This is a genomic window from Pantoea conspicua, from assembly GCF_002095315.1.
Classification (GTDB): domain Bacteria; phylum Pseudomonadota; class Gammaproteobacteria; order Enterobacterales; family Enterobacteriaceae; genus Pantoea; species Pantoea conspicua.
In genome coordinates, this window is sequence record NZ_MLFN01000001.1 from 49,508 (window position 1) to 73,067 (window position 23,560).

The 23,560-nt window shown below is 55.8% G+C and carries 21 protein-coding genes, 2 pseudogenes and 1 riboswitch; of the genes and pseudogenes, 16 read left to right on the top strand and 7 right to left on the bottom strand.

Annotated elements, in window-relative coordinates; translation table 11 throughout:
* Window positions 1–24: 24 nt before the first annotated feature.
* The 3 genes from HA41_RS21260 to HA41_RS00230 are packed head-to-tail and all read right to left on the bottom strand — an operon-like array spanning window position 25 to window position 4,731.
* Window positions 25–594, bottom strand: coding sequence for a hypothetical protein (locus tag HA41_RS21260; protein ID WP_244175076.1), 570 nt, complete (start codon window positions 592–594; stop codon window positions 25–27).
* Window positions 587–3,643 (bottom strand): efflux RND transporter permease subunit, encoded by a 3,057-nt coding sequence (locus tag HA41_RS00225; protein WP_094119050.1) that lies wholly within the window; start codon window positions 3,641–3,643, stop codon window positions 587–589. Before HA41_RS00225 ends, HA41_RS21260 begins: the two co-directional genes overlap by 8 nt.
* Window positions 3,643–4,731, bottom strand: coding sequence for an efflux RND transporter periplasmic adaptor subunit (locus tag HA41_RS00230; protein ID WP_094119051.1), 1,089 nt, complete (start codon window positions 4,729–4,731; stop codon window positions 3,643–3,645). Before HA41_RS00230 ends, HA41_RS00225 begins: the two co-directional genes overlap by 1 nt.
* A 515-nt stretch (window positions 4,732–5,246) precedes the next feature.
* On the opposite strand from HA41_RS00230, the pseudogene HA41_RS00235 reads away from it, so the two are divergent.
* Window positions 5,247–7,975, top strand: a pseudogene (locus tag HA41_RS00235) (cation-transporting P-type ATPase).
* On the opposite strand, the gene HA41_RS00240 reads toward HA41_RS00235, so the two are convergent.
* Window positions 7,964–8,998, bottom strand: a complete 1,035-nt coding sequence (locus HA41_RS00240; RefSeq protein WP_094119052.1) for an AI-2E family transporter — start codon at window positions 8,996–8,998, stop codon at window positions 7,964–7,966. The pseudogene HA41_RS00235 and the gene HA41_RS00240 sit on opposite strands and share 12 nt — an antisense overlap.
* A gap of 202 nt (window positions 8,999–9,200) precedes the next feature.
* Here HA41_RS00240 and HA41_RS00245 point away from each other — a divergent pair, with 202 nt between their 5' ends.
* The 13 genes and pseudogenes from HA41_RS00245 to HA41_RS00305 all read left to right on the top strand — a co-directional run bounded on the left by HA41_RS00245 (window position 9,201) and on the right by HA41_RS00305 (window position 19,334).
* Window positions 9,201–9,806: a TetR/AcrR family transcriptional regulator gene (locus tag HA41_RS00245; protein WP_094119053.1), complete on the top strand. Its 606-nt coding sequence runs from the start codon at window positions 9,201–9,203 to the stop codon at window positions 9,804–9,806.
* A gap of 51 nt (window positions 9,807–9,857) precedes the next feature.
* The gene (locus tag HA41_RS00250; RefSeq protein ID WP_094119054.1) at window positions 9,858–10,757 is read left to right on the top strand and encodes an alpha/beta fold hydrolase; all 900 of its coding nucleotides are present in this window, start codon (window positions 9,858–9,860) and stop codon (window positions 10,755–10,757) included.
* Window positions 10,758–10,997: 240 nt separating this feature from the next.
* Window positions 10,998–12,185: a M20 metallopeptidase family protein gene (locus HA41_RS00255; RefSeq protein WP_094119055.1), complete on the top strand. Its 1,188-nt coding sequence runs from the start codon at window positions 10,998–11,000 to the stop codon at window positions 12,183–12,185.
* A gap of 18 nt (window positions 12,186–12,203) precedes the next feature.
* Entirely contained in the window at window positions 12,204–13,052 is an 849-nt protein-coding gene (locus HA41_RS00260) for a transporter substrate-binding domain-containing protein (protein ID WP_208612726.1), read from the top strand.
* Between the two features lie 6 nt (window positions 13,053–13,058).
* Window positions 13,059–13,784 carry an ABC transporter permease gene (locus HA41_RS00265; RefSeq protein ID WP_208612727.1) on the top strand — a complete coding sequence of 242 codons (726 nt, stop codon included), beginning with the start codon at window positions 13,059–13,061 and terminating at the stop codon, window positions 13,782–13,784.
* Window positions 13,785–13,793: 9 nt separating this feature from the next.
* Window positions 13,794–14,480: an ABC transporter permease gene (locus HA41_RS00270; RefSeq protein WP_094119056.1), complete on the top strand. Its 687-nt coding sequence runs from the start codon at window positions 13,794–13,796 to the stop codon at window positions 14,478–14,480.
* Window positions 14,477–15,255 (top strand): annotated as a pseudogene (locus tag HA41_RS00275) (ATP-binding cassette domain-containing protein). The gene HA41_RS00270 and the pseudogene HA41_RS00275 overlap by 4 nt, the downstream one beginning before the upstream one ends.
* A gap of 224 nt (window positions 15,256–15,479) precedes the next feature.
* The gene (locus tag HA41_RS00280) at window positions 15,480–15,755 is read left to right on the top strand and encodes a type II toxin-antitoxin system RelE/ParE family toxin (protein WP_094119057.1); all 276 of its coding nucleotides are present in this window, start codon (window positions 15,480–15,482) and stop codon (window positions 15,753–15,755) included.
* The gene (locus HA41_RS00285) at window positions 15,755–16,057 is read left to right on the top strand and encodes a HigA family addiction module antitoxin (RefSeq protein WP_094119058.1); all 303 of its coding nucleotides are present in this window, start codon (window positions 15,755–15,757) and stop codon (window positions 16,055–16,057) included. Before HA41_RS00280 ends, HA41_RS00285 begins: the two co-directional genes overlap by 1 nt.
* 154 nt (window positions 16,058–16,211) lie before the next feature.
* A riboswitch (TPP riboswitch) is annotated at window positions 16,212–16,331 on the top strand.
* Window positions 16,332–16,469: 138 nt separating this feature from the next.
* Window positions 16,470–17,408, top strand: coding sequence for an FAD-dependent oxidoreductase (locus HA41_RS00290; protein ID WP_094119059.1), 939 nt, complete (start codon window positions 16,470–16,472; stop codon window positions 17,406–17,408).
* The gene (thiS, locus tag HA41_RS00295) at window positions 17,398–17,595 is read left to right on the top strand and encodes a sulfur carrier protein ThiS (protein WP_094119060.1); all 198 of its coding nucleotides are present in this window, start codon (window positions 17,398–17,400) and stop codon (window positions 17,593–17,595) included. Before HA41_RS00290 ends, thiS begins: the two co-directional genes overlap by 11 nt.
* Before the next feature lie 2 nt (window positions 17,596–17,597).
* Entirely contained in the window at window positions 17,598–18,356 is a 759-nt protein-coding gene (locus HA41_RS00300) for a thiazole synthase (protein ID WP_094119061.1), read from the top strand.
* Between the two features lie 9 nt (window positions 18,357–18,365).
* Window positions 18,366–19,334 (top strand): HesA/MoeB/ThiF family protein, encoded by a 969-nt coding sequence (locus tag HA41_RS00305; protein WP_094119062.1) that lies wholly within the window; start codon window positions 18,366–18,368, stop codon window positions 19,332–19,334.
* 20 nt (window positions 19,335–19,354) lie between these two features.
* Here HA41_RS00305 and HA41_RS20600 read toward each other — a convergent pair whose 3' ends face one another.
* The 3 genes from HA41_RS20600 to HA41_RS00315 are packed head-to-tail and all read right to left on the bottom strand — an operon-like array spanning window position 19,355 to window position 21,444.
* A complete protein-coding gene (locus HA41_RS20600) occupies window positions 19,355–19,768 on the bottom strand; it encodes an ASCH domain-containing protein (RefSeq protein WP_143807210.1) in 414 nt (137 codons plus the stop codon).
* Between the two features lie 15 nt (window positions 19,769–19,783).
* Window positions 19,784–20,566, bottom strand: a complete 783-nt coding sequence (locus tag HA41_RS20605) for a molybdate ABC transporter permease subunit (RefSeq protein ID WP_143807212.1) — start codon at window positions 20,564–20,566, stop codon at window positions 19,784–19,786.
* Window positions 20,563–21,444 (bottom strand): extracellular solute-binding protein, encoded by an 882-nt coding sequence (locus HA41_RS00315; protein WP_425270634.1) that lies wholly within the window; start codon window positions 21,442–21,444, stop codon window positions 20,563–20,565. Before HA41_RS00315 ends, HA41_RS20605 begins: the two co-directional genes overlap by 4 nt.
* 575 nt (window positions 21,445–22,019) lie before the next feature.
* Here HA41_RS00315 and HA41_RS00320 point away from each other — a divergent pair.
* Both HA41_RS00320 and ahr read left to right on the top strand, forming a co-directional pair.
* Window positions 22,020–22,289: a hypothetical protein gene (locus HA41_RS00320; protein ID WP_094119064.1), complete on the top strand. Its 270-nt coding sequence runs from the start codon at window positions 22,020–22,022 to the stop codon at window positions 22,287–22,289.
* 164 nt (window positions 22,290–22,453) lie between these two features.
* Window positions 22,454–23,470, top strand: a complete 1,017-nt coding sequence (ahr, locus tag HA41_RS00325; protein ID WP_094119065.1) for an NADPH-dependent aldehyde reductase Ahr — start codon at window positions 22,454–22,456, stop codon at window positions 23,468–23,470.
* The last annotated feature ends 90 nt before the right edge of the window (window positions 23,471–23,560 follow it).

Genomic DNA, 23,560 nt, shown 5'->3' on the forward strand with positions numbered 1-23,560 from the left:
GCAGTAATAGCAGGCTGCTTTTGATCATTTTGGCAACATCAGCAGACGGATCACCTGCGGCGCAGCCATCAGCCGGCCCGACAGGTAATAGAGCACCCAGGTCCAGATACGGTATTGCGGCAACAGTGAAAATGCCCGCTGATTAGGGTAGAGACTGGCCAGCAGATCGTAGACAAAGGCAAAGATCAGCAGCAACAGGATCCCCAGCGCCATCTTGCCTGGCGTGCGGATCAGCCGGTCGATCAGTGGATGTGACACATAAATCGCGATTAAAGCAATTACAAACCACGGCTGGATTAAATAGCCTTTTTTATGCAGCCCGGCAAACCAGAAAAAGCTAAACCAGAAGAGGAAAATCAGCAAAATACGGCGGATTTTGCCCAGCTGCCAGGCTGGCGTATGCTGCTCGCCCGCATCCATATAGCCGCTCAGTAAAAAATAGAGCGGCGTGGCAATGGTTGAGACGAAGCTCAGCACGTTCAGCGCCAGACCGGAGTCGTAGTGGTAGCTGTCGTAGCTCTGATAAAAGGTAAAAAAGGAGACGGCAGTGATGCAGGCCAGCATCTTCAGCATCGCCAGCCCGCTTTTATTCATTTTTTGCCTCCCGCCCGTGGAAGCAGCTATAGATCACCGGCAGCACCAGCAAGGTTAAAACGGTGGCGAAGCCCAGACCAAAGATAATCACCACCGCCATGCTCTGGAAGAAGATATCGCGCAGCAGCGGCAGCAAGCCCAGCACGGTGGTAAAGGCGGTAAGCAGAATAGGACGCAGACGAGAGGTTGCGGCATCAATGATCGCCAGCTGCAGCGGTTTTTCCTGCTGCAACAGACGAATCTCCTCCACCAGCACGATGCCGTTACGGATCAGCATACCTGACAGGCTGAGCAACCCGATCAGTGCCATAAATCCAAACGGAATGCCGGTAAGTAAGAAGCCAAAGGTAACGCCGATCAGTGCCAGTGGCACGGTGATCCAGATCGCCAGCGCGTCGCGTAGTGAATTGAACATCAGAATGGTAATCATGAACATGGCCAGAAATCCCACCGGAAGCGAACTCAGCAAGCCACTCTGCGCTTCGCGCGAACTCTCCAGCTCGCCGCCCCATTCAAGCCGGTAGCCTGTCGGTAAGGCAAGCCGATCAATTTGCGGCTTCACCCGCGCGACAATCTGCGCAGCGGTCAAGCCAGAAGCGGGATCCGGATCGGTCTGCACGGTCAGCACCCGCATCCGATCACGGCGCATGATCAGCGGATTTTCCCACTCCAGCCGGAAGTCCGCTATCACATTGCTGAGCGGAACAAAGCGCTGTAAAGCGGCGCTCCACAGCTGAATATTGACGATATGATCGATATCCTGACGCTCCTCTTCCGCTGGATAGAGCATTACCGGCATCAGTCGCGAGCCGTCACGGAAAATTCCCACCGCATCGCCGCTGAAATTCATTCGCAGTGCCTGATCGATATCGCGTTTATCAATCCCCAGCTCCTGACCGCGTAGCGCAGAATAGAGCGGCCGGATCACTTTGCTGCGTTCCTGCCAGTCATTGCGGACCGGGAAGGTGGTGCCGTCAGCGAGGAAGATAGCGTCCAGCTGGCTGGCAATGTGGCGCAATTTTTCCGGATCAGGACCGATGACGCGCAGGGCGATTGCGCTGTCACTGGCGCTGCCAAACTGAATGCGTTTAATCCGCTCATTAACCTGTGGGTAGTGCTGCTGAATAAAGTGTTCAGCTTGCAGCGCTAACGCATCCAGCTGACGGGCATCTTTGACCCGCACCATGATTTGCGCAAAGTTGCTGTACTGGCGTGCGCCATCATAGGTCAGCGTAAAGCGCAGCGCGCCCTGACCGACAGTCGTGACCGTGGCCTCTACCGCCGGGTCCTGATTGATAAATCGTGCAATCGATGCCGCCGTCTCGGCGGTGTAGTGGATATCGGTGCCATAGGGCAGCCACAGGTCGGTAAAGAAGATCGGCGTGCTGGAGGAGGGAAAGAAATTCTGCTTAACCAGACCAAAGCCGTACAGCGACAGGGCTAACAGCGCCACCATCACGGTCAGGGTAATCAGGCGAAAACGCAGCAAGCCACTGAGCATCTGGCGGTAAAGGCGGAAAACCACGCCCTGATGAGGCGCGGTTTGCTGTTCCGGCTGGCGGGCCGGCTGGCGCTTCTCGCTCCAGCGAATAAACACCGGGGTTAAGGTCAGCGCGGTGACCCAGCTCAGCATCAGGGAAATCAGCAAGACCTGGAACAGCGATTTACAATACTCGCCGGTGGAGTCCTGGGAGAGGCCGATCGGGGCAAAGGCGATGATGGCGATCACGGTCGCACCCAGCAACGGCAATGCGCTACGGCGTATCATCCGATTCATTGCCTGCTGTAATGACTGGCCACGCTGGTGGTCAATTTTGACCCCTTCAACCACCACAATGGCGTTATCGACCAGCATACTCAGCGAAATAATTAATGCTCCCAGCGATATCCGTTGCAGCTCCAGGCTAAACAAATTCATGATCAGCAGAGTGCCCAGCACATTGAGCGCCAGCGAGGCGGCAATCACCAGACCGCTGCGTAAGCCCATAAACAGCAGCAGCGTACCCACTACAATGGCCAGAGCCATCAGGAAATTAAGGATAAAGCCATCAACCGACTGTTTGACCTCGTGCGCCTGGTTATAGAACACCTTCAGGCTGATCCCCGCTGGCGTATCCTGTTGATAGCGTGCCAGCCTGCTGGAGAGCGCATCGCCGACGTCAATCACATTAACGCCTGGCGCAAAAGAGACACCCATCGCCAGCGCGGCCTCGCCATCAGCAAAATAGAGATTTGCCGGATTGTCAGTCACGCCGCGCGTCAGGGTAGCGATATCGCGCAGATGGACATTTTGCGGACTGCCAGCCGGCAGAATGGGCAGGCTGGCCAGGTCGTCCAGCGTCTGCAACTCGCCAGTTGAATGGAACCGGATTGATTCACTGTCCACCCGCACGCTACCGGCATTGGCTACGCTGTTGTTGCGGCTGAGTAGATCGGCCACCCGCTGTGGTGTCAGGCCATAGGCGGTCATTTTACTGGCGGAGAGGGCAATCCTTATCTCTTCCTGCTCAACGCCCGCTACCGCGACTTTAGCCACGCCGGGCACCAGTACCAGATCGCGCCGCAGCTGATCGGCATAGTTACGCAGTTCGCTATTGGTGAAATCTTTGCCGTGGATGACAAAAAAGTAGCCATAGACATCGCCGAAATCGTCGTTTACCAGCGGCGTCTGAACGCCTGGCGGAAACTGGCGGGCAGCATCATCAACGCGCCGCCGCAGTTCATCCCAGATCTGCGGCAGCTGATCGGCAAGGTAGCGGGTATGAATGTTGACGGTGATTTGCGACAGGCCATTGGCCGAAATAGAACTGACGTTATCCAGCGACGGCAGGCGCTGTAAGGCATTTTCCAGCGGCAGGGTGACCTCTTCCTCCACCTGCTGCGCCGAGGCACCGGGATAGGCGGTCACAATCACGGCGGATTTGATAGTAAATAGCGGGTCTTCCAGTCGTCCGATATTGAGCAGGGCATAAATTCCGCCCACGCCCAGCAGCAGAATGACCATCCAGTAGCGGATCGGTTTATCGAGGAAATGCTGCTGAATACGCATTATAACCCCCGCTCACGCTGCCAGATCCGTACCGCTTCTCCGTCACGCAGTTCGCCAACTCCGGCGGCGACAATCCGGTCACCCGGTTGCAGTCCGCTAACAATCTCAACACCTTGCGCACTCAGACTGCCGACCTCAACCTGACGATCTTTCACCCGCAACACATCACCTTGTTGCTCCACCAGCCAGACGTGTGGCTGACTAGTCGGGCTGTGATTGGGATTAAATACCGCGGCGGCGGGCACCACCAGACGCGGCAGCGCCGGGGCATTGGGCAAATTATGCAACTGGACCCGCACCGAGCCGCTCAGTCCTGCAACGCCGGGTAAATCTGCCGGACGCGGCATAGTCAGCACCACCTGATAGGTGAGGGTGGCGGCATCGGTCTGGCTGGTATGTTCTTTGTACCGGGCCTTAAATACCCGGCCCGGCAGCGCATTAAACTGCACCTCGGGTTGATAATTGATGTTCTGAATATCGAGACTGGAAAACAGGGTTTCAGGCAGCGTAAAAATCACATCCAGTAAGTCTGGGCGGGTCAGCAGGGCCACCGGCTGTCCGGCAGCGACGACCTGATGATTACGCACCTGAACCTGAGCGATAACACCATCAAAAGGAGCGCGCAGCGTCAGGAACTGCAACTCCTCTCTGGCGAGTTTCAACGCCGTCGCCGCCGCATCGCGATTGGCTTTTTGCACATCCATCTCCGACTGCGAGACGGCGCTGCGCTTTGCCAGGGTGCTGAATCGTTGATATTGCCGTTCGGCGAGTTGCAGGCTGGTCTGACGATCACGTACCCGTAATTGCGCTTCGGCGTCGTTGAGCGTGGCGAGGGTCTGACCCGCCTTAACCGCTGTTCCGTCGCGTATATTCAGTGTGATCAGCTGTCCTGCACGCTTAAACGCCAGATCGGTATTGTCACCGGCCTGAATACGTGCAGGAAAAATACGGATATTTTTAGCAAAATCCGATTCAATAGTGAAAGTTTTAATTACACGCGGCGGCGGCGCATCCGGCTCTTTTTTCTCGTCGCACGCTGTCATAAATACACAACAGAAAAAAATCGAGATGATTTTGTGTTTTATCATTATCTTCGCCTTAACTTCCGCTATTTTAGCCGCGGTTTAATAAGCGTTGAGGAATAACGTCGCCTGATGCTTATTGCCACCGATTTAAAATTAAGTTTAACGTGCTCAAAATATTTTTTAGCCAGACGGCATTGCCGCTTCGTCTGTTACCTTTCAGATTGCCATTTGTGAAACAACCAGCCAGGTGAGTAACCCCACCAGCGTTGTCGCGGCAACCGCGAGAATAACGAAACCGCAAAGCGCGATAATGCTCTGTTTTTTCATCAGAGTTTCCTTTTTCAGACCACGAGATGATCCGATGCACACTGCATGAGCCAGGGTAAACATTAGCTAAACAAAAACAACGTTGTCATTCTGATAATATAGGTTAAATTTAATTTAGCCATTCCTGTCACTCAGCAGAACTTTTTTTGCAGAAAAATGATGTCGGTCATTACCTGCGGGTTTTGCATCCCGCAAAATGCGTTTTTTTTAATTTCCGCCTTTAATTTATCGCTTAATGGCACGGGGTATATATGCTAAACAACGAAAAACAGGGTAAAGCGCCCGCTTTATCCGATCGTCCCTGGTATCAGCGTAGTGTGGCCGAGATATTTTCTGACTTACAAAGTTCGTCAGCGGGATTAAGTTCGGCCACGGCACATGACCGTCTGCAGAAATATGGGCCAAATGCCTTACCGCAAAAAGCAGAAAAGTCTGCGCTGCTTAAATTTATTTCACATTTCAAAGATGTACTGATTTATATCCTGCTGGCTGCCGCGGTGATTACAGCCATTATGGGCCACTGGGTCGATACCTTTGTCATTCTCGGCGTTGCTGTCATCAACGCACTCATCGGATTTATTCAGGAAAGCAACGCCGAGAAGTCTTTGAAAAGCATCCAGAATATGCTGGCAAATGAAGCAATGCTGGTGCGCGATGGTAAACAGGTCACCGTGCCGACGCGTGAGATCGTGGTCGGTGACGTGGTGATGCTGCGTCCCGGCGACAAAATCCCGGCTGACCTGCGGCTGTTTGAAGTGAACAATCTGCGGGTCGAAGAGGCGATTCTGACCGGTGAATCGACGGTGGTCTCAAAAAGCGTCGATACGCTGAGCGGCGAAAAGTCGCTGGGCGATCGGCTTAATCTGGCCTTTTCAGGCACCACTGTCAGCTCAGGCACCGCTGCTGGCGTGGTCATCGCCAGCGGTGGCGATACCGAACTCGGCCATATCAATGAGATGATCAGCGGCATCAAAGAGGTGAAAACCCCGCTACTGGTGCAGATCGATAAGCTGGGTAAAGCAATCTTCTTCATCATCCTGCTGATGATGGTGGCGCTGTTCATTTTTGGCTATCTGCTGCGCGATATTCCGCTGGGTGAGCTGTCACTGTCAGTGATCAGCCTGGCGGTCGCGGCGGTACCGGAAGGGCTGCCAGCCATTATTTCGATCATCCTGTCGCTGGGCGTGCAGTCGATGGCGCGGACCCAGGCGATTATCCGCAAGCTGCCGACCGTCGAAACCCTGGGTGCTATGTCAGTCATCTGTTCCGATAAAACCGGCACGCTGACCATGAATGAGATGACGGTCAAAGCGGTGGTGCTGGCGAAAAGTCGCTGGCGCGTTAGCGGCAACAGTTATGAACCTAAAGGCGAGATTGTGGCCGAGCAGGCTACAGCCGACGGCGCGAATGCGGCGCAGGACCCGCTGTTTCAGCAGTTTCTGCATGCGGTCGATACCTGTAATGAGAGTCAGCTTCGTCAGGACAGTCAGGGACACTGGGCCATTGTCGGTGGTCCGACCGAAGGCGCACTAAAAGTGCTGGCGGCGAAAGGGCAGAGCGCCCCACAGCCGGTTGAGGTGGTCAGCAAACTGCCGTTCGATTCTCTTTATAAATATATGTCGGTCAGCTGCGTGGCCGGGAGCGAATCCTATGTGCTGCTGACGGGCGCGCCAGATGTATTACTGAATTTGTGCCAGCTGCAGCAAACCCCGGAGGCGTCGAGCCGATCGACCGGGCTTACTGGGATGCCGCCATCACCACCTATGCCAGTGAAGGATTACGCACCGTGGCGGCGGCCTGGAAGAAAACCACTGCACCGGTCACCTCCCTCGATCATGATGAGCTGAAACATGACATGGTGCTGCTGGGTCTCGCCTGCATGATGGATCCACCGCGCCCAGAGGCGATCACGGCCATTGATGAGTGCCAGCAGGCGGGGATCCGCGTCAAGATGATCACCGGTGACCATCAGGAAACCGCGATGGCGATTGGTCAGATGCTGGGGATTGGCAACAGTCACGCGGCCATCACCGGCTACCAGCTGGAACACATGAGCGATGCCGAACTGGCTGAAGCGGCGAAAACCTACGATATCTTCGCCCGAACCAGTCCGGAACATAAACTGCGACTGGTAAAAGCGCTGGAAGCCAGTGGCGAAATCGTCGGGATGACCGGCGATGGCGTCAACGATGCACCTGCGCTGAAACAGGCCAACGTCGGTATCGCGATGGGGATTAAAGGCACCGAGGTGACGAAAGAAGCGGCAGATATGATCCTTGCCGACGACAACTTCGCCACCATTGCCGCTGCGGTAAAAGAGGGACGTCGGGTGTATGACAACCTCAAGAAGACCATTCTGTTCATCATGCCCACCAACCTGGCACAGGGACTGCTGATTATTATCGCCATCCTGATGGGGAACCTGCTGCCGTTAACCCCGGTACAGATTTTATGGATGAACATGGCGACGTCCGCCACGCTGTCGTTTGGTCTGGCGTTTGAACCTGCGGAAGCGAATGCCATGCGGCGTCCGCCGCGGAATGTGAAAGCGCACGTCATGGATGGTTACGCCATCTGGCGGGTGGTGTTTGTCGGGCTGCTGATCTCCATCAGCGCCTTCGTGCTGGAAGCCTGGCTGCAACCGCGTGGCTACAGTGCGGAATTTATCCGCACTGTATTGCTGCAGATGCTGGTGACCGCACAGTGGGCCTATATGCTCAACTGCCGTAACGGTAATGGCTTCTCACTGGATCGCGGTCTGCTGAAAAACCGCGGTATCTGGCTGGTGACGCTGGTGCTGATAGTACTGCAGGCGATCATTATCTATGTGCCGCTGATGAATACCCTGTTTGGTACCCGTCCGCTGCCGATCAACTACTGGCTGATCTCCCTGATTGTCAGTGTGGCGATCTTCATCGTGGTAGAGATTGAAAAACGCCTGACCCGCTCATGGCGCAATAAAACCGCCTCATTGCGTTAATGTTGACTCCTGGTCCTGCTGTTGCGGATAGCCCGCCAGCAGGACTTTTTTGATCAGATAGGTTAATGGAATTGCCAGTATTGCCCCGGTTATTCCCAGCAGTGCCTGCCAGAACAGAAACGCCAGCAGCTGGCTGGTCAGTGCCATATTAAGCCGCTTTCCAATCAGTAGCGGTTCAATCACCGAACTCAGACAGAGATTCAGCACCATAAAGAAGCCGGCAACCGCCAGCGCTATCTGCAGGTCAAACAAAATATAACTCTGTATCACCGGGGGAATCGCCGCCAGAAACGAGCCCAGCACCGGCACATAGTTAAAGACAAACATCAGTACGCCCCAGAAAAAGGCAAATTTGAGACCCATCAACTGCGCGCCGGTTCCGACGATAAGCGCCCCCAGCAGGCTGGTCAGGGTTTTGACGCGGGCATAAACAATCACACTCTGAATCCCTTCCTGCAGCGCCAGATAAAAGGCCTGATGTTTACCGGCAACACGCTGCTGCAGCGTACGTTTCAGCAGCGGTAATTCATACAACATAAATAGCAGCATCAGGAAGACCATGATCCACCAGGAGATCACGCCGGGGATCTGCGTCAGGAAGGTGGTGACAAGCCGCACCACGGCCCCGGCATCAATAAAGGCCAATAGCTGGTCGGGAGTGATGCCGATATCCAGCCGGGCAAACGCCAGCGTGAGTTGCTCCAGCCGGGCTGCCAGCAGAAGCGGTGCCTGACGACTGAGCTGCATCAAATCGGGGGTCAGCACCGTGAGTTTAATGATGGTAAAGATCACCACCATCAGCATCAGAATAATCACCAGCAAAGTCGACAGAATACGCGGTATACGTTTCTTCTCCAGCCAGCTAATCAGCGGATCGAGCATGATCGATAACAGCATCGCCAGCAGCACCTGATTGATCCACGGCGCGGCCAGATACAAGCCGCACAGAATAATGGTTAGTGAGGTGAGAATAAACAGCACACGTGCCAGAGGCGGCCAGAGAGTGAACCAGCTCAGTTCCATGAGGGCGCTCCATGATTGAGGATAGTTTGCAGTATAGATGAGCGACAGAAGAGGGTTCTTTGCGTCAGGTCAGATGGCAGGGTATCCGGCAAGCGTTACGGGTTTCGTTCTGATGGTTGATAAGTTCCTGAAGTCAGCCTCTTTTTTTCCCGGTGATATCGGTTTATCATTAAGGAAATGAACGTTTCCTAAAGGTGGGGCGATGGGCCATCATCATCCGGTGAAAGAGCGGGGCCGGCCGCGAGAATTTCAGACTGACGCCGTGCTGGACAGCGCGATGCAGATCTTTCGCGAAAAAGGGTATCACGCCACCTCGATAGGCGATCTCAGCCGCGCGATGCAGCTCACCACCGGCAGTATCTATAAAGCGTTCACCGATAAACGCTCGCTGTTTACGCAGGTGTTTGCACGTTACCTCGCGTTACGCAATGCCGCGCTGGGCGATCGACTGGCGCAGCGTGAAAACGGACGCGCAAAGCTGGCGGCACTGCTGCAATTTTATGTGGAGTCAGTGCGTGATATTGAAGGCGAGCGAGGTTGTCTGGTTGCTGGCAGTGCCGTTGAACTGCAGACGCTGGATGAAGAGTTGGCCGACGCGGTCAGTCACGCCCTGATGCGCAATCAGCAAAATCTGCGTCAGCTCATCCTGCAGGGACAGCAGGATGGCTCGATCAATCCGGCGCTGAGTGCTGAACCTACCGCCTCGCTGCTGTTATGCATTGTGCTGGGGATGCGGGTGGCCGGTAAAGTGGCTGCCACCCGACCCGATGAGAGCGTTATCCCGCTGGCCCTGAAAATCCTCGACTAAATTTTTTAGCTAATATGGAAACGAACGTTTCCTAAATTATGGAGCGTCACAATGCAATATCCTCAACTTTATCAGCATCACTTTGCCAGCGTGGATGACTTCCGTTTTCACTATCTGAGTGCCGGGTGCGAAAACGCGAATGTTGTGGTGCTGCTCGCCGGTTTTCCGCAAAGCAGCTATGCATGGCGAGAGGTGATTCCTGGGCTGGCTAACCACTTTCATATCATTGCGCCTGACCTGCCAGGACAGGGGGACTCTGACTTTCCGGCAGATGGATACGATACTGACAGCATAGCGCAGCGGGTGATGGCGCTGTTGCAGCAGCTCGGCATCACCCGCTTTCATCTGGTAGGGCACGATATCGGTGCCTGGGTCGCCTGGTCGCTGGCGTCGCAGTTTCCGCATCACGTCAGCCAGCTGGCGTTGCTGGACGGTGGCATTCCGGGCATTACGCTGCCTGAGTCGCTGCCGTTAGCAGACGATAACGCCTGGAAAACCTGGCATTTCGCCTTTCACTGCGTCAGCGATCTGCCGGAAGCACTGATTGCCGGCCGGGAAGGGATTTACCTGGATTGGTTCTTTAATCGTAAAGCGGCCAATCCCCGCCAGATCGACGCGGCTGCGCGGGCGGAATACCTGCGACTTTACCAGCAGCCGGGTGCGTTGCGTGCCGCTCTGGCCTATTACCGCGCAGTCGATCAGTCAGCCCGTCAGAACCGCCAGCGCGCCCAGGCTGGAAAGCTGGCGCTGCCGCTGCTGGCGGTGAGTGCCGATCAGGGCTCGATCCCGGATATGGCGACACCGCTGCGTGCAGTGGCTGAGCAGGTCAGCGGTGCGATTATCGGGGAATGCGGGCATTTTATTCCTGACGAACAGCCGGAAAAACTGGCTGAAATATTAACGGATTTTTTTCAATCGTCAGGCCAGTCATCGGCTGTATTGGCCTCTTAATAAGTAGTGAAAGTAATTTCATCTGGCGGATTATTAATATTATTGCTGATCCGCCCGATTCTCATTCAATCTTTCTAGGGTTATTTCTATCTCATTGATTTTAAAGCGACTACGACCGGCTTTTGCGCGTTGCTTTCTGCGCCATGCTGTGGATAAATAAACGGTCGCAAACACCAGAAATCATGATCACATAAAAAAGAGTCTGCATTACGATGCCGACCCAATATTGCCGGGGCTGCTATGAATCAGGATAAAGCACTGCTGGCCAGAGAAATAAAAGCCAGAACGGAACAACTGGAATCGCATTTAGTGGCGATTCGACGCGATATTCATGCCCACCCGGAATTAGGTTTCGATACGCTACGTACCGCCAGCCTGGTGACACAGCAGTTGCAGGCGCTGGGGCTGACGCCACAAACCGGCATCGGCCGCAGCGGCGTGATGGTGGATATCGATGGCGCTGAGCCGGGAAAAACCCTGCTGCTCCGCGCCGATATGGACGCGTTACCGATCCACGAACAGACCGGGCTGCCTTTTGCCAGCGTCTGGCCCGGCAAAATGCACGCCTGCGGGCATGACATTCACACCGCCATTCTGCTGGGCGTGGCAGCTATCCTGCCGCATTATCGTCAGCAGCTGAAAGGGAAAGTCAGGCTGATTTTCCAGCCCGCTGAAGAGACCCCTGACAGTGGCGCGCAGGCGATGATCGCCGACGGTGCGGCGGATGGCATCGACTGGGCGATTACCCTGCACAATAAGCCTGAACTGGCTGCCGGTGAAGTGGCGTTAACCCGCGGCGCCAGTACCGCTTCCAGTGATGAATTCGACGTAACGGTGCATGGCATTTCGACCCATGCCGCGCGCCCGCACATGGGCAGTGATCCGATTATTGCCACTGTGCATCTCATCAGTCAGCTACAGACGATCATCTCGCGCGAACGCGATCCGGCCCACTCGGCGGTATTAACCATCGGCCATATTCAGGGCGGCACCACCCATAATATTATCCCCGACAGCTGCCTGTTTCAGGGCACTATCCGCACCAAATCGCCTGCGGTGCGTGCCGACATGGAAGCGGCCTTCAGGCGGATGTGTGATGGCGTGGCGCTGGCGCAAAATGTGCGCGTGGAAGTTAACTTCCAGCGTGGCGTACCGCCGCTGATGAATGACGATCGGCTGATCGATGCGCTTGAACAGATTCTGTCGCATCAGTTTGATAAGCCAATTATTGCGCAGCCCAGCGACAGCTTTGGGGCCGAAGATTTTTCGCTGTTTACCGAGCTGGCGCCAGGATGTCAGATCCACATCGGGTCTGCCACGCCGGGCCGCGACGATCATCTGCATAACTCTGATTATCAGCCGGACGAACGCAGCATTGCCGCCGGGACGCAGGCGCTGAGCCGCCTTGCAATCGATCTGCTCTCTTAATAATAAAATGAGGTTCCTATGATGATGCACAACCGCCTGTTTGCGGCTTCCCTGACCGTGGCATTACTGGCGACGTCCGCTGTCAGTCAGGCAAAAGATTTTGGCACCCTGAAATTCGCCACTGAGGCGGCTTACCCGCCGTTTAACCAGACCACGCCGAGCGGTAAAATCGTTGGTTATGAGCCGGACATGGTGGCGGAGCTGGCTAAGCGTGCCGGTTTCAAATATGAAATCATTGCCCAGAAATGGTCTGGCATGATCCCTGGCCTGATCGACGGTAAATATGATGCGGTGATTGATGCCGTTACCGTCACACCCAAGCGCGCCGAAGCGATCGATTTTACCCATCAGTACACCGTCAGCGTCTCCAGCTTTGTCACCTCTAAAACCTCACCGCTGGCAACCCTGCCAGGCAGCGGCACGGTGGTTTCTGCCGATGATGAAGCCGGCATGAAAAAAGCGATTGAGGATCTGAAAACCAGCTTCAAGGGTAAAACTATCGCGGTGCAGGTCGCCACCATTCAGGCCGACTTCCTGCAAAAATATCTCGGCGATGTTGCCACTATCCGTACCTATCAGGCGGGCCCGGAGACCTTTGCAGACCTGATGAATGGTCGGGTTGATGCGGTGATGGCCTCACGGACTAACCTCAACGCCTTTGTGAAAAAACACGCTGAGGCGATCAGCAACAGCGGCTATGGCTTCTCTGGCGGCGTGCTGGGTGCCGGCTCAGCGATTGGCCTGCGCAAAGGCAACACTGAACTGCAGCAGGTGCTGAACCAGGCGCTGCAATCAATGATTAAAGACGGCACGCTGAGCAAACTGTCGATTAAGTGGTTCGGCGAAGACGTCGCACCCAAAGCGTAACCGCTGATGTTAATGAATATTGACTGGCAGATACTGGGTTTTGGCGACGAAGGGTGGGGCGGCGTGTTGCTTAATGCCGCCACCGTCACGGTCAGCGTTTCGCTCTGTGCCTGGCTGCTGGGTGCGGTGCTTGGCAGCATACTGTGCTGGATGCAGATTGCCGGCTCGCGCTGGCAGCAACGGCTGGCGGCCAGCTACATCACCCTGTTTCGTGGCGTGCCTGAATTGCTGGTGATCTACCTGTTCTATTTTGGCGGACGACAGGTGGTATCGACCGTCGGCACCGCACTGGGCTTCCAGGGACCCTTTGACGTGAACGGCTTTGTTGCAGGGGCGATTGCCATCGGGCTGATCTCCGGTGCCTATCAGAGCGGTGTCTTTCGTGGCGCATTTTACGCCATCCCGAAAGGCACACTGGAAGCAGCGACGGTCACCGGGATGGGCCGCCTGATGATGTTCCGCCGCATTATCGTCCCGCAGGCGTTGCGTACCGCACTGCCGGGAATGGGCAATCAGTGGCAATCGGTGATCAAAGAGTCGGCGCTGGTATCGGTAACCGGACTGGTTGAAACCATGAATCAGGTGTCAACCGCGGCCAACTCCACGCAGATGTCGTTTTTCTTCTACAGCGTCGGCGCGGTGATCTACCTGATCATCACCACCTGTTCTGACATGGTTTTCCGCTACGTGGAAAAATTTGCGATGCGCGGTCAACAGCGCGTAAAGGAATAAGGAGTCCACGTGGATATCACTTTTTTACAGCAAACGCTGCTGGCACTGCTGAAAGGGCTACCGCTGACGATTAACCTCGCCCTGTTGTCGCTGCTGGGCGGCGGCCTGCTGGCGCTGCTGCTCAACCTGTTGCGCATGACGCGGGTCGGCAGTCTGTTCTGCCGTTTCTATGTCTGGCTGTTTCGCGGTACGCCCCTGTTGATTCAGATTTTCATGGTCTATTACGGACTCGGCAGCTTACCGGCGGTGCGGGAAAGCCTGTTCTGGCCGCTGCTGCGCGATCCCTACTGGTGCGGGTTGCTGGCGCTGATCCTCAACGATGCGGCCTACACCTCTGAAATTCTGCGCGGTGGACTGCGCGCCGTCAGCCAGCAGTCGCTGGAAGCGGCAAAGGTTTCGGGTATGGGGTCATACAAAATCTTCACCCGGATTACCTTACCGATCGCCATTCGCCAGGCATTACCGGCTTATAGCAATGAAATAATCTCGATGATCAAAGCCACTTCGCTGGTCAGCACCATCAGCCTGATGGAGATGACCGGGATTGCCGATTCGATTGTCTCTTCAACCTTTCGGGCGCTGGAAGTGTTCCTCAGTGCTGCGGTTATCTACCTGATACTGACCATGCTGGTCAGCAAAGGCGTATCGATGCTGGAACGTCGTTTATCACCTTACTATTTTGGAGCGCGTTCATGACGGCACCGACTATCATGCTGAGTCATCTCAGAAAGAGTTATGCGGGACATGAAGTGCTGCACGACATCAGCCTGACGGCGCAGGATGGCGATGTGATTTCGCTGATCGGCGCCAGCGGCTCCGGCAAAAGCACCCTGTTACGCTGCATCCCGTTCCTTGAAGTGCCGCAGGCGGCGAGATCGCAGTGGGTGAGGTGACGGTCACGCTGGATAATGCTGATGAAAAACTGAACCGTGAGCAGCGTCGTCGCATCAAACTGATGCGGATGCAGCTCGGTTTTGTCTTCCAGAGTTTCAATCTGTGGCCGCACAAAACGGTGATGCAGAACATCATCGAAGCGCCGATTCACGTCCAGAAGCGCAGCCATAAAGAGGCGCTGGAAGAAGCAGAGGCATTGCTGCATAAAGTGGGGTTGTATGCGAAGCGCGACGCCTGGCCTTCGCAGCTTTCCGGTGGGCAACAGCAGCGAGTGGCGATTGCCCGTGCGCTGGCGCAGCAGCCAAAAGCGATCCTGTTTGATGAGCCTACGTCGGCACTTGATCCGGAGCTGGTAGGCGAAGTGCTGCGGGTGATCCGTAGCCTGGCGGAAGAGGGACGCACCATGATTATCGTCACTCATGAGATGGGCTTTGCGCGGGAAGTGTCCAACAAAGCTATTTTCCTGCATCAGGGCATGATTGAAGAGTCCGGCGCGCCGGAGCAGGTGTTCCTCGATCCCATCTCGCCGCGCTGTCGCGCGTTTGTTAACAGCCACTTTGAGCGTAATGCGGGTTAAACCTGCAGGACTACATCAAGTAGCAGACATTGCGTCAGGCCTCTTTCAGAGGCCGCTCTGAATTCCTGCAGGCCATCACAAACCTATCTGGACGACACCGTTTACCGTTTCAGCTATTGATACTCTTTTCGGACCGCTCATCGCTGGGCTGGTCGGGAAATTTTGTTTCCTGAAGGGAAACACCTTGCTATATTGTTTCTCGTTGAGAAACAGGAGTGATCAACGTGATCAAAAGCTGGAAGCATAAGGGATTGCAAAGGCTATACGAAAAAGGTGACACGAGCGATCTGCAGGCAAAGGATATTGATCGGATCATGCTGATGGTGCTGGATAATGCCGTGACAATTAATGAATTCAGGCACTTTCAGGGGTTCAACTTTCATACACTGAAAGGTGACAAATGCCATCTTTACGCGATAACCGTGCGTGCTAACAGGCGCATCACTTTCGAATTTTTCGACGGTGATGTCTATATTCTGAACCTTGAGGATTATCACTAATGACAATGATTAACCCACCCCATCCGGGAGGATTGATTACGGAATACCTCGACGATCATCAGATGAGTCTGCGCAGTCTGGCCCGCCATATTGGCGTCTCACCATCGGCGCTGAGTAAGGTGGCAGCCGGTAAAACCGCGATCAGCCCCGAAATGGCGCTCCGGCTTGAAGCTGGTTTGGGCATTGCGGCCCGGCTCTGGCTGGCGATGCAGGCATCCTACGATCTTAACCGGGCGCGCGAGTGGGTTGATCTCTCTGGCGTCAAACTCTTATCCCCTGCTGATAAACAACTGGCGCAGTGAGCCTGCCAGCTGGCTGCGTAATGGTTTGACTCAGAAACGATCGTTATTTCTACCCGGCGTTATCGGGCTGACCGCCGACTGCTGCCATACTTGCAGCGGTTGTGATCGATCATCGGCCCTTCACTTGACGAACCTGCCCGCTTAACTTAAAACTAGAACCCGTCAGGGGAGTCTCGCCAGAGAGACTGAGAGGCTAATAGCGCACCGCGCGGCTTAGCGACCCTTCGAACCTGACCCAGTTGATACTGGCGTAGGAAGACGGGCATCTGATCGCCGCAGATGCTTGCCGCAAGAGCTTTCAGCACTGCTCTCGCTTTTTTCCCTTCTGGTATCCCGGGTCTTCGCGTAGTTACGACGAGGCCACTATGAATCATTTTATCCTGAATAACGTGACGTCCCCTGGGCGGACAGCATGAGCCGTTGGTCGGTACTCGGCAGTGGTGTGGCCGGGTTGTGCATCGCCACGCTGCTGGCGGAGCGCGGCGAAACGGTTGAAGTCATTACCCGCCCTGAACGTCGTGCGGCCTCATACTGGGCCGGTGGAATGCTGGCGCCCTGGTGCGAAGCGGAGAGTGCACCGCCGCAGGTGATTGAGTGGGGCCAGCACGCCGCGGCCTGGTGGGCGAAGCGGATTGAGGGCGTTGAGCAGCACGGCACGCTGGTGGTTGCGCCGCCGCGCGACAGCCGCGAACTGACCCGCTTCGCCAGCCTGACTCAGCAGCACCAATGGGTCGCGCCCGGTGAGATTGAGCCGGCGCTGGAAAATCGTTTTGCCCGCGGGCTATTTTTTTCTGCCGAAGCCCATCTCGATCCGCGCAGTGCGTTGCAGCAACTGCAGCAGCGTTTGCTGGCGGCCAACGTGCCATTTCATTCCGGCGCGCCCGGTGGTCAGATTATTGACTGTCGGGGCATCCACGCCGGCGGGACGCAACCCGCGCTGCGTGCGGTGCGCGGCGAAATGCTGATCCTGCATGCGCCTGACCTTTCTCTTTCCCGACCCGTTCGCCTGTTGCACCCGCGCTTTCCCTGTTATCTGGTGCCGCGTGCCGGTGGGATCTTTATGCTGGGCGCAACCATGGTGGAGAGCCATGACAGCAGTCCAATCAGTGCGCGTGCCATGATGGAGCTGCTCAGCGCCGCCTATACCCTGCATCCGGCCCTGGCCGAAGCGCGCGTGCTGGAGAGCGGCACCGGCCTGCGTCCCGCTTACTGCCACAACCTGCCCGAAGTCCGCTATGAAAACGGTGTTTTCTCGATCAACGGCCTTTATCGCCACGGCTTCCTGCTGGCGCCGATGATGGCTGAACAACTCATCCAGCAACTGACTCAGGAGATGACTCATGCGAATTGAACTTAATGGACGCGGCATCGAAACCGCGGCGCGCACATTAGCCGAACTGTTGCAGGAGCAGCAGATCGATCCCGCCACGGTCGCCACGGCGCTGAACGGTGAATTTGTGCCGCGCGCCCGTTACGCCAGCCAGCGTCTTGAAGCCGGTAACCAGCTGGAAGTGCTGTCACCGATGCAGGGAGGGTAATCATGTTTTATCAACATACGCCATCATCGCGGTTTTTACTGGGCACGGCAGGCTATCCCTCGCCCGCTATTCTGCAACAGGCGATTGAGACCTCCGGCACAGAGATCATCACTGTGAGTTTACGGCGCGAAGGCAGTGCGGGCGGCGCTTTCCGTGAGTTGTTGCAACAGCTCAACACCCGCATTCTGCCCAATACCGCCGGTTGCCACACCGTTAAAGAGGCGGTGACCACTGCGCGGATGGCGCGTGAACTGTTTGGCACGTCGTGGATTAAGCTGGAAGTGATTGGCCACGCCGACACGTTGCAACCCGATCCCTTTGCGCTGGTTGAGGCGGCACGCATTCTCTGTGCCGAGGGTTTTCAGGTCTTTCCCTACACCACTGAAGATCTGATTGTTGGCGAAAAACTGCTTGAAGCGGGCTGTGAAATACTGATGCCGTGGGGCGCGCCGATTGGCTCGGGGCAGGGGCTGCGTAATATCGAAGGGCTGAAAACGATGCGCGCCTGGTTTAAGGATGTGCCGCTGATTATTGATGCGGGCATCGGTGCGCCTTCGCAGGCGGCGCAGGCGATGGAGATGGGTTTCGATGGCGTACTGCTGAACACTGCGGTGGCGAAAGCGCGCGATCCGGTGCGGATGGCGGCCGCTTTCTCCGCCGCCATCGCGGCCGGGCATCAGGCATATCAGGCCGGATTGATGGAGCAGCGGGATATGGCCGCTGCATCAACCCCGATTTTCGGGCTGGCACAGTTCAGCTAAGGAGCCGTGATGGATCGTTATCAGCGACAAACGATGTTGCCGGAGATCGGCGAAGCGGGGCAGCAGGATTTACGCGCGGCACGGGTGCTGGTGGTCGGCGCGGGCGGACTCGGTTCAACCGTGCTGCCGCTGCTGGTCGGTGCGGGCGTGGGATTTATCCGTCTCTACGATGGCGATCGGGTTGAACTGCATAATCTGCATCGCCAGACGCTGTTTGACATGGCGGATATCGGTGAACCAAAAGTATCAGCTGCCCGGCGGGCGCTGATTCAGCGCAATCCTGACTGTGAGATAGACGCACGTGCGCAGGTGTTAAGTGCCAGTCTGCTGCCGGAGGCGCTCGATTCGATCGATCTGGTCATTGATGCGGCTGACAACTTTGCTATTACCTATCAGCTGTCGGATGCCTGTCTGCTGCGAAGCCTGCCGCTGGTCTGTGCGTCGGTGCTGGGCCGTAAAGGGTACGTCGGCGGTTTCTGCGGCGGTGCGCCAGGCTATCGTGCGTTGTTTCCGCAACTGCCGACAACGGCAGGTAACTGCAGCACGGCGGGCGTAATGGGACCGGCGGTGGCGATGCTGGGCGCCTTGCAGGCCCAGATTGCGCTGAGCCTGTTGCTGAAGCTGACGCCGTCTCCGCTGGGTTGCATGATCCACTGTGATTTCATCAACTGGCATCTGCGGCAGTTTCGTTTTGATGATGCGCCGGAACCAGAAGTGCCTGGCATACCTTTTATCGATCTGCCAATGCTGACCGCCGATGACTGTATTGTCGAATTGCGCAGCCGGGAGGAAGCGCCGGTGAGTGTGGCAGAAGGGGTGCAGCGAATTCTGCCGCAGCAGATTGCGGACTGGCAGCCGCCCGCGGATCAACGCATCGTGCTGGTGTGCGCCAGCGGGATGCGTGCGGCACAGGCGGCGGAGCGATTACAAAAACGCGGTTTCCCGCGCCTGGCACTGATGGCGGCCAACAGCCTGTAGCGCATATTAGCCGAAGTGAATCAGAGCACTTCAACCAGCTGGAAGGTTTCAAACACCAGTTCCATTTCGGGATGGAAATAGCCTTCCTGCTGGAAAAAGCGCTGATGCTCCTGCTGCCAGTATTCCAGGCTGAGATCGCCTTCGCCTTCCAGCATCGCCATCTCAGGCGTGACGCGGTCAAAGCGGGTCAGGAACAGACCGGTAGTGCGAATCACACAGACTGGCCGCTGCTCACCATTGAGAATGATGCTGTGACGGCCTGGTTCAGGTTTATCTTCATTATCCTGCCAGCTGTGCAATGAGCCACAGCTGGCCACTTTTTTACCGGCAATTACCAGCGTTGCCAGCTGGCTGGCAAGTTCAGGCGAGTCGCCGAACGATGCCGCGTTTGCATCCGGATATTTGTCTTGCAGTTGTTCCAGCGTCATTGCCATCAGGAAATTCTCGATTCAGGGCAGCATCTGGCGACGGTTTTGCGCATTACGACGGGTAAGCGCGAAGCAGGCCAGCGGCACCGGTAAAGTAAACAGCAGCAGTAACCACAGCAGGACATAAACCGCGTCCACACCATCATTCTGCAAATTGTTGTACAGCTTAACCGGCATTCCCTGCGGAAAATAGGCAAAAATCATCACGATACCAAATTCACCCATTGCCCGAACCCAGGCCAGCGCCACTGCGGTGGCTAAGCCTGACGATGCCAGCGGTAAGGATAACCGCCAGAAGCGTTGCCACGGCGAGGCGCCCAGCGTCCGGCCTGCCTCCAGAATCACCACCGGCACGTCGGCAAAGGCGGCGCGTGCCGCCATCACAAAATAGGGCAGGGCGCCGTACCACTGTGCCAGCACAAAGGCGGCAGGATTGTTGGTCAGCGCAATACCGGCCCGCGCCAGCAGTGACCCGGCCGGGCTGTAAGGTCCCCAGGCGCTGACCAGTAAGATGCCCATCGCCAGCGGTGGCGTCAGCAGCGGGATCAGCACCAGTATTTCAGCCACCAGCCGGAGTTTACCGCGCGCCTGCGCCAGCCACCAGGCCAGCGGCAGACCACTGAAGATCACCAGCATCAGGGAAAGGGCACCGAGACCCAGCGAAGTGGCAATGGCATTGCTGTCACCCCACGCCAGACGGAAGTGAGTCCAGGGGGTCAGGCCGAACAGCGTGACAAACGGGACGGCCAGTATCAGCAATGCGGGCAGAGAGAGCCACAGTGCAGTGGCAGGCGGGCGTCTCATGGCCAGATCGCATCACCTTTCGCGGTGGCGTAACCATATTGCTGAAACAGCTGCTGACCCTGTGGGCTGCGCATAAAATCGATAAAAGCCTGACCGGCCTGTTCGCCGTGTGGTGCGTTCTTCAGCACCGCTGCGTAATAGACCAGCGGTTGGGTATGCAGCGTTTTGTCATGGCCCTGACTGTCTTTCAGCGTGAAACTCACGGTGTCGTATCCCTGTTTCGCCCTGGCCGGATCACTGAGGTTGATGGCGTCCGGCAGTGCCAGATAAGGCAGCTGTGCGGAACGCACTTCACTTTCATAACCCGCTGCCGCATCCACCTGACCGCTTTCCAGCCGCGTCAGCAAGCAGCCTTCAAGGTTAACCTGCGCCGGGTTTTGCACCCCGCCCATAATCTTCTCTGCCATACCCGGCTTCTGATAAAACTTCTCTGCCAGCAGCAGGGTAAAAACAATATTCTGACCTTTAGGATCGTTGACCGGATCGGTGCGTCCAAATTTAAGCCCCGGCGTCGCCAGCAGATCCAGCCAGCGGCTATCGCTGCCGTTTAACGCGGCAAACTGTTGGGCATATTTTCCTTTCGGGTTATAGGCAATCACCATGCTGGTGCTGGCAACCGGCACCGCGTTATCGATCAGTCCGGCCTGTTTCAGAATGCGCATCGGACCCGGCGTAATCGAGACAAACACATCGGCGGTCAGTTTCTTACTGGCCAGCAGATGTGCCATCCCGTAAGCGCCCTGTCCCTGACCCTGATAATTACTGTTCTGCTGATGGGCGAAGGCTGGCCCAAGACCTTCATCCATTACTTTGCCCATTGAGCCCGCATAGGTAACGTGAATATCGTTACCGGCGCTGGCCGATGCGGTTAAACCCATTCCCAGTATCAGCGCCGAATAGCGTAAAAAAGCCATGTCGTTTCTCGTTATATAAAAAAGTAGATAGCGATTATCGGAACTGAAACATCGACAGGCAAGCGGGAAATTATTGCGAAATATAGCCCGGCGTCAGGTGGTCTGAATTTGAGGCAGGGAAAGGGATGCTTTTCAGATCATGACGCCCGCCGGGATTAATGAGATACGCACGCGTGCTGGCGGTCAGAAAACACTGAATTTTCCGTCTGATGCACCATCTGGCTGCGATCTGACGCGAACCTGTCATCTTAAGTAGAGAATGAGGCAAAATACCCGATACATCATTAAGTTACGTGGTCTCCAGGATTGTTAAAAAAATCACCGCTTGAACCAGACTGGTGGCGGAAAACGAGACAATCTTCGACAAAAAGATTTAAACTCATCAGCTTTTGGAATTCTGACGACCTGGTCCGGCGCAAGCGTTAAGAAACAGCTATAGTTATCACCAGACTTCAGAGCCAATAACTTGCAGACCCGATGCTGCGATACATTCCGCTGTTCATTTGCCCGGAGCCAATAAGCGTTAAAAGAGGTTAATTTTGCAGACAGATCTCTCCTGGAAAACTCTTCACCACATCATCAATCAGACTATCTCTGACATGCTGGATGAACATCAGTCGATTAACGTCTTGTCGCTGCGTGCCAGGTTACGCGAACTGGCTGAAAAGGAAGAAGATGAGATGATGGTATTGTGTTACTGGCAGGCGAGCAAAATTCTGATGCGTTTACCGGCCACCGTGACGGCCAGCCAGCTAATGTCCGCGGCGCGTCATGCTTTCCGCACTCCCCTCAATCACGACCCACTCTGATTGCTCTCGCGCAGCATTAGCTGTGCGGCAGTAAAATTCCGCATTTAACCGATGAAAAATCCGCATTATCAGCAGCTTATGACGGCTGCCTGTTGCTATGCTGACCATTGAGTTGCCACCGTTATCACCCGGCGATGCATTTATCCGTTGATTGAGGAAAGAGAATGAGTATCAAAAGTTATGCCGCTCTTCATCCCGGCGAAGCGCTACAGCCCTATGAATACCATCCCGGACCGCTGCAGTCAGAAGAGGTTGAAGTCGCTGTAGAATACTGTGGCATCTGTCACTCCGATCTCTCAATGATTGATAATGCCTGGGGTGGATCGACCTATCCGCTGGTGGCGGGACATGAGGTGATTGGCCGCATCGCGGCATTGGGCGACGGTGCGCAGTACAAAGGGCTGCATATTGGTCAGCGAGTCGGCATCGGCTGGACGGCTAAAAGTTGCCACTATTGCGATGCCTGCCTGAGCGGCGATCAGGTTAATTGTCGTCGGGGCAAAGTCTCCACCATTAATAATCACGGCGGATTTGCCGAGCGATTGCGGGCGGACTGGCAATGGGTGATTCCGCTACCTGACGGGCTGGATGCCGCCACCGCAGGCCCGCTGTTGTGCGGCGGCATGACGGTGTTCAAACCGTTGCTGATGCACAACATCTCAGCCCTTAGCCATGTCGGGGTAATTGGTATCGGCGGGTTGGGTCACATGGCGATCAAAATTCTGCGCGCGCTGGGGGCCGACGTCACCGCATTCACCTCGACAAGCGAAAAGACACCCTCCTTACTGGCGCTGGGGGCAAATCAGGTTGTCGACAGTCGCGATCTTCAGGCGCTTACTGCACTGGCGGGGCAGTTTGATTTAATTATTAACACCGTTGCGGTCGATCTTGACTGGCAGCCTTATTTCACCGCCCTGGCGCCGCATGGAAATTTTCATACGCTGGGTGCGGTGATGACACCGTTCAGCGTGCCAGCCTTTAACCTGATTGTCGGCGATCGCAGCCTGAGCGGTTCCTCGACCGGATCACCGGTTCAGCTCCGGGCGCTGTTAAAACTGGCGACCCGCGCCAATATCGCGCCGATAGTGGAATATTTTCCGATGTCGCAGATCAATCAGGCGCTCGACCATTTACGCGCGGGGAAAGCCCATTATCGCATCGTCATGAAGGCGGATTTTTGATTCTGACGCCTGAATTAGTGGCTGCTTCGTTCAGGCACCGCTGTTTTTCCTGAACTCTGTTAAAATTGACCTTTATGCCACTTTGCAGGA